Genomic DNA, 3,041 nt, shown 5'->3' with positions numbered 1-3,041 from the left:
CTGGTCTTCTGGTCAGGTGAGCTTGGGAAAATAAAGTCTTACCAAGCCCCTCCCTTTAGGGATGGGGTTCCTGACACACTCTCACCATTATTTTGCTGTGGGCTAAGTCTCAAGCTGGAGTCCCTCGCTCCCGATCGCCTACTCTGCGACAGCCTCGATCTAGGGCGATTGCGATCGGCTGCCTGGAATTTGCATGCAGACGATCGCCGTATCTCAGACGCGCGATCGCTGCCAAATCCACTGCGAGCGAGAATAGGCGATAGCCCTAGTTCATATAAGCATTTAATTGCAATTCTGTTAAGTCATCTAGAGAAATACCTCTAGGAAAATACCTCTAGAGACGTCCCCGACGTCTCTAGAACCCAACACTCTACACCGGGCGATCGCTCCATCGCCCCACATTTGCCAAAATTGGCTCTGGATTGTCAAACGCTTCCATAAATACCTGATGATAGAAACATTCCTCTGCCGATCGCAATTTCGCTTCCGGATGCTTCTGCTGATAGGCTTCGGCTTCCTCGGCACTCATCGCGGAGGACAGTAGCTCGTTTAACAAATCCACTGTGCCGCTACCTTCGTCAAATTGCAGCTTATTGCGCCACACGATTTCGGAGGGCAACATATCCTCAAATGCCTTCCTCAAGATCCATTTTTCAATCAGCGGATCTCCGGCAATTTTGTACTTCGCCGGAATCTGCTGTCCGAGTTCGATGCATTTCAAGTCCAGAAATGGCACCCTTCCCTCGATGGAGTGCGCCATCGTCAAGCGATCGACCCGTTGCAAGTTAATATTGTGCAATGTAGCCACCGATCGCCGCAGTTCCCGATGCAGTACCTCTTCGTCGGGGATGCCTTTGTAATAGGTGTAGCCGGCAAACAACTCATCGGCACCTTCTCCGGTGAGAATCACTTTGACGTATTCTGCCGCCAGTCGGGAGGTAAAATAACAAGGAATGCCACTGCGTACCAAGTCTTGGTCAAACGTCTCCATGAAATAAATAATTTCGGGGAGTTTCTCCTTCACCTCTTGTGGCGTAATCACGTATTCGTGATGAATGGTGTCGAGATGACGCGACACGAGGCGCGCTGCTGCCAAATCTTGCGACCCTTCAATGCCCACGGAGAAGGTATGCAGGGGGCCGGAATGATGTTGGCGCACGATCGCGGCGATGATGCTACTATCGAGTCCCCCGGACAAAAATGCCCCCAGGGGCACATCGCTCATCAACCGCTTCACCACCGCTTCTTCTAACGTCTCTCGCAGTCGTTTTATCAGGATTTCCGGGTCGGCATCCACTTCGGGCTGCAAGTCGGGTACGGTGTAAAAGGTGGTAAATCCGCTATCCGAGTGGTAATAGGTACCGGGAGGAAATTCTTTAACGTTGTCGCAACATTTCGCGATCGCTTTGAGTTCCGAAGCGATTATGGTGGAGCCATTTTTTTCCCCGTAGTAAAGCGGTTTGATGCCAATCGGATCCCGGGCGGCAAATAACGAATTTTCATCGGCGATCGCAAAGGCGTACATCCCATCTAACAAATTCACCGTCTCGGTTCCATGCTCTTCATACAGGTGCAGGATCGCCTCGGTATCGCTGCTGGTCCGGAAGTTGTGCCGTTCCATCAAATCCGGTCGCAATTGCGGAAAATTATAAATCTCCCCATTGGCAACGATCGCCTTGCTTTTTTCATCGCCATAAATCGGTTGGTTGCCTCCTTTCGGATCCATAATGCTCAGTCTTCGGTGCCCTAACACTCCCGCCTGAGTTTCCGCCACGAATATCCCATCCGCATCCGGTCCCCGGTGAATCAGGGAATCCATCATAATTTGAACGCCGTTCGGGTCATTTTGTCCCCAAATTCCAGCAATACCGCACATAATCTTTCTTTACGCTCTTCTTAAGTTAACCTTCACTCCACTGGGGGCATCTTTGAGCTAAACGGGATGCCTCCTGATTGCAAACTAGCCCCCAAGACAATCGGTCTGCGGTGTATTTTACTACTTTTTGCTTTTTTATGCAATGTTTTGTTTGCCGCTCATAAAATCGCTGCGTTCTTACCGCGCTCGGCATAAAAAGTTATAGTTTTGCTTTTTCAACCCTGGAAGAATGCAGATATCTGAGGTTGTTTTAGGGGATAAAGTTTCCCCATTAAAATTCGCGTCAACCTGTCAAAAAAAATGGCGATATAACAGCCAATCGCCTTTAAGAAATCAGAAATAACCCCTATGTAAAACAGGGATAAATTACATGCTAATTGTCAAGACTTCATTCTTTTGCGAAACAGCCCATTGCGATAAAAAACCGCTTCGCTCGAGACAAACGCCTTGAACTGCCATCACCATACAAAGGGGAGTTGGCTCAAGGTTATGCCGAGGGTTGGGGTTGAAAGCGCTTCATTTCATCGATTAAGCAATCGAAATAAGGAGCGAGGCGATCGCGCAGTTGCGGTTCCACGCGCTGCAAACCTGCTGCTTTCAGATATTCCAATCCCAGCACCATCGCCCCTAAAGGCACGCGCAACTCTTGATAGAGCAACTCCATATTTTCCAGTCCTTCGGTACTGGTAAACTCCGTAGTGCCCCCGGCGATGCCGTAAGTAATGCAGCGCAGAAAATGCCAAAAATCTCGCCAGCACGCCTCTGCCCGTGCGGGGGGATAAAGCTCTCCCCCCGACTCGCAGATGCCTGGATATTGCGCCAAAACTTGCCCTCTGGCGTCGGCGACGATTTCGGGAGCGTTTTCGCGCAGGATCCTTGCCGCCTGCGGGTACCCCGGTCCATCTGGGCGAAGGCTCGCCAAATCGGCATCGCTTAAATAGCGCCTTTCATCATCCGCCGCCTGGAAGCGTTGAATAATCTCGGCAGAATGTAAGCCCTGCCAACGGGCAAAGCTGACAATTCTGGCTTTGGGAATCAGTTGTTTGGCCTTTTCACTGAGTTGGAATGTCATCAGAAATTGGGGTTGATAAGGGGGAGAACGGAAACCCTCGTCATTTATGCGTAGGGAGGAGTTCTCCCCCTTACACAGACAACAGTTTGACAA

The 3,041-nt window shown here is 50.3% G+C and carries 2 protein-coding genes; both read right to left on the bottom strand.

What is annotated here, in order from left to right:
- Nucleotides 1–370: 370 nt before the first annotated feature.
- The gene (gene asnB, locus LKK83_RS09635) at nucleotides 371–1,876 is read right to left on the bottom strand and encodes an asparagine synthase B (protein ID WP_324630870.1); all 1,506 of its coding nucleotides are present in this window, start codon (nucleotides 1,874–1,876) and stop codon (nucleotides 371–373) included.
- Between the two features lie 487 nt (nucleotides 1,877–2,363).
- Nucleotides 2,364–2,948: a phycobilisome protein gene (locus LKK83_RS09630; protein ID WP_324630869.1), complete on the bottom strand. Its 585-nt coding sequence runs from the start codon at nucleotides 2,946–2,948 to the stop codon at nucleotides 2,364–2,366.
- Between the last annotated feature and the right edge of the window lie 93 nt (nucleotides 2,949–3,041).

Origin of the sequence: Phormidium sp. CCY1219 (genome assembly GCF_035615515.1) — a bacterium.
GTDB lineage: Bacteria > Cyanobacteriota > Cyanobacteriia > Cyanobacteriales > Laspinemataceae > CCY1219.
Note: the sequence above shows the minus strand (reverse complement) of the source record. Positions and strands in the feature narration are given on the sequence as shown.

Bases quoted from the DNA above. Each gene is read 5' to 3' on its own strand.
- LKK83_RS09630 (WP_324630869.1), bottom strand. From the start codon at position 2,948: ATGACATTCCAACTCAGTGAAAAGGCCAAACAACTGATTCCCAAAGCC.
- asnB (WP_324630870.1), bottom strand. From the start codon at position 1,876: ATGTGCGGTATTGCTGGAATTTGGGGACAAAATGACCCGAACGGCGTT.